Source organism: Aeromonas sp. s10 (assembly GCF_040907975.1).
In the GTDB taxonomy this organism is placed as follows: Bacteria; Pseudomonadota; Gammaproteobacteria; order Enterobacterales; family Aeromonadaceae; genus Aeromonas; species Aeromonas caviae.
Genome location: NZ_JBFOCV010000023.1, coordinates 1 through 2,896 on the forward strand (window position 1 = coordinate 1; position 2,896 = coordinate 2,896).

Genomic DNA, 2,896 nt, shown 5'->3' on the forward strand with positions numbered 1-2,896 from the left:
TCGCAGTCGATGCAGTAGTGCGGGCCGGTGCCACTGATGCGGGCGGCGTGGATGCGGGCAGCGAGTTGCTGCTCGCTGATGTCGGCCAGTCGTTCGAGTTCATCGTCGAGGCGGCTCATGGTCAGTCCCATAGCTGGATCAGCGGCTGCTCGGCCTGGGTGGGGGCCGCTGGCATTGTGATGAGGGTTCCGGTCGGGAGGATGGGGCCGAGCGCGGCCAAACCGGGGTTGAGTGCGAGCACCTGCTCGGTGATGCCTGCGGTGTAGCCGTAGTGCCGGAACAGGATGAGGTCGAGGGTGTCACCCTGTTGGCTGCGCAGCTCCATCAGATGAGCGCCACGGTGATGTGGGTGGTACCGAGGATGTCGCGAATGGCAAAGCGGGCGTCGCGGTAGAGGTCGTCAGAGCTGATGATTTTGGCATCGGCCCCTTTGACGCCATCACCGGTGGCGCTGTAGTCGGTGTAACGCTCCAGCAGGTTGGCGCGGGTCATGGCATAGATGGCGCGCCGGTAGCTGTGCAGGTACGCCGATTCGCCATTGATGACCTCGCCCGGTACGGCGGCCAGGGTGGCGACCCCTTCTGCCTCACGGGCGCGGCGCCAGTCAGCCAGATCCCGGTTGACGCTGGTGATGGCGTCGATCACGGCATGCTTGAGGCGGGCCGTGGTGACGGTGCCATCGAGTCGGACGGTGTCACGTAGGTCAGGCAGCGAGATCGCCGGCCAGAAGGTGGTGGAGTCTATCTCCCCTTCGGCTGGCGACGTGGGGGCATTGGCAATGAATCCGGTGCTCATGGTGCTCCTTTTCCGCTTGTTGGGCGGTGGTCGGGCCGTCTGGTATGCGCAACGCATTCGTCAGGCCCGAGCCGCCCAGGGTGCGGGGTTCGCTCGGTTAGCTGCCGCCGCCGGTGGCGTCGGGCTGCTGTTCGGTGGTGCCGCTTTCGGCTGCCATTTGCTCGGCGTCTCTGGCGGCTTGTTCTGCTTCTGCCTGTTCTTCCGCTGCTTTGGCTGCCTGTGCGGCTTCTTTTTCCTTCTTGATGTCGCGCTCGAGCACTTCGAGATCTTTCTTGATGCCCACCTTGTCGTGCAGTTCGAGTGCGCGGCGGTAGTGCTGGGCAGCCTGCTCCTTGAACCCTTCGGCCAGGGCGGCGCGGCCCACGGCCTTGTGCAGCTTGGCGTGAACCTGGTCGAAGATGTCGGAGTGGGTCAGCAGCTCGAGGTAAGCGCACAGCAGGCCATAACTGGGGCCTGCGCCTGCCTCTTGCAGCTTGATGCCGGTGTCGGCGACCTCTTCGGCGATCAGGGTGGCGGCGGTGCGCTCATAGCGGTCCGGGGTACTGAGGCCGTGGCGGATCACGTAATCGGCCATGTTGAAGGCCCCTTCGAGATCGCCGGTGTCGAGGGTCCAGAGCATGACGGTGACGAGGACGTCATCTTGTCCGCCCCGGTCGGCGGCCAGCAGGCCATCAATCCACGGCGTGTAGACCGGCAGCATGGTGCGCTTGGCGTCGATCTTGCGCTCGATGCTCTGGATGCCCTTGAGGGTGCGGCGGTGTTCGGCCAACTGCATCAGCTGCAGCTCGTAGGCGTTGGCGCGGGCCTGGTCGAATTGGGGATTGGCCGCCCCTTGCAGGGCGGCCAGTGCTCTTTCGCGGTGGCGGCGGGCGGGAGTCATGTCACCCCCTTACTCGCCAGGGGCCGGATTCGGCCCGATGACGATGTTTTCGACCAGGGCGGCGCAGTCGTAGTCCTCGACCACGTAGGCGTCGTTGGTGCTTTCGTAGTTGACGATGCGGTTGCGCTTGGGCTCGTCGTCGATGTGACGACGGCGGGCGCCGGTCTGCCAGTAGATGGAGAGGTTGCTGAGCTTGGTGATGAGCAGCTTGTCTTCGGGGAAGAAGGGGACGCGCACAGCCTTGAGGCCACCGATTTGCTTCTGGCTCACCAGCACCTGACCAGCCAGTTTGTTCTGGTTGTCGCCCGCATCGTTGATGATGGGGAAGTATTTGTCGGAGAGCATCTTGCGGCCACAGATGACCACCAGGTCGGTATCGTCCTGATACCAGGGTTTGATCAGCTCGTTCACAACGTCGTATACCAGGGCGTCGATGTTTTTGTAATCGCCGTCGGTGGCATCGACGTAAATCTTGCCGCTGCCCTCGGTTCCTTCGCTCATGACCTGGGCCGGGGCGTCGGTGCGGATGTGTTGCAGCCAGCCGATGTTGACGTCTTGCAGCAGGGGGTTGGCGTTGCGGTCGGTGTCGGCGGCGGCGCTGGTGCCATGCCAGCCAATCATGATGCGGTCCAGCCCCTGACGGGTGAGGATGGCGTCACGGACACGGGTCTGGAAGTCGGGGAACTTGGCCCAGGCGTCGATCTGGCCGTAGCCAATCTGGGTGTCGAAGTTGGTCTGGGCGCATTCGTAGCTCTGGTCGTAGAGACCGTGCGGGCTGTTGGGCTGGCGGTCTTTGGTGTCGGTGTTGGTGCGACCGGCGATGGTGCTGGTGATGCCGATACCGACCTTTTGGCCTTTCATCTCATCGACAGGGGTGACGTTGATCATGCCGAGGAAGGCGACCGACTCCTGCATTTTGGTTTCCAGGGTCTGCTGGACGCTGGGCTGCACGTTGAACTGCACCATGGCGCTGGTGATAGCGTTGAGTTTGGCCACCTGGTTGGTGAACTCGTTGAACTTCTGGCGGGTTTCGTTACGCATTGGGCATGGTCCTTAGCAGTCGGTTTGAATGGAGGCGCTATCGCCACCGGTGGCGGGCGGGCGTTGCTGGTTGAACGCTTCCTGGCCCTCCAGCTTGGCGGTGAGGTCGGCCAGCGCCTTGGCGGTGGCGTCCTGCTTGTTGGTCAGCTCGGTGAGGGTCTGGGCCTGCTCGGTGAACTT

At 63.5% G+C, this 2,896-nt stretch carries 4 protein-coding genes and 1 pseudogene; all 5 read right to left on the reverse strand.

The window, feature by feature from the left end:
- A pseudogene (locus AB5Y59_RS05500) lies at positions 1–119 on the reverse strand (conjugal transfer protein TraR); the annotation flags it as partial.
- Positions 120–121: 2 nt separating this feature from the next.
- Positions 122–325 (reverse strand): tail protein X, encoded by a 204-nt coding sequence (locus AB5Y59_RS05505; protein ID WP_025327452.1) that lies wholly within the window; start codon positions 323–325, stop codon positions 122–124.
- Positions 325–795 (reverse strand): head completion/stabilization protein, encoded by a 471-nt coding sequence (locus AB5Y59_RS05510; RefSeq protein ID WP_368211614.1) that lies wholly within the window; start codon positions 793–795, stop codon positions 325–327. The genes AB5Y59_RS05505 and AB5Y59_RS05510 overlap by 1 nt, the downstream gene beginning before the upstream one ends.
- Before the next feature lie 97 nt (positions 796–892).
- On the reverse strand, positions 893–1,675 hold the full coding sequence (gene gpM, locus AB5Y59_RS05515; protein WP_368211615.1) for a phage terminase small subunit: 783 nt from the start codon (positions 1,673–1,675) through the stop codon (positions 893–895).
- 9 nt (positions 1,676–1,684) lie between these two features.
- Positions 1,685–2,716, reverse strand: coding sequence for a phage major capsid protein, P2 family (locus AB5Y59_RS05520; protein ID WP_319884107.1), 1,032 nt, complete (start codon positions 2,714–2,716; stop codon positions 1,685–1,687).
- Positions 2,717–2,896 lie beyond the last annotated feature (180 nt).

What these genes read in the sequence shown, in the direction of transcription:
- AB5Y59_RS05505 (WP_025327452.1), bottom strand. Translation starts at nt 325, where the DNA reads ATGGAGCTGCGCAGCCAACAGGGTGACACCCTCGACCTCATCCTGTTC.
- gpM (WP_368211615.1), bottom strand. Translation starts at nt 1,675, where the DNA reads ATGACTCCCGCCCGCCGCCACCGCGAAAGAGCACTGGCCGCCCTGCAA.
- AB5Y59_RS05510 (WP_368211614.1), bottom strand. Translation starts at nt 795, where the DNA reads ATGAGCACCGGATTCATTGCCAATGCCCCCACGTCGCCAGCCGAAGGG.
- AB5Y59_RS05520 (WP_319884107.1), bottom strand. Translation starts at nt 2,716, where the DNA reads ATGCGTAACGAAACCCGCCAGAAGTTCAACGAGTTCACCAACCAGGTG.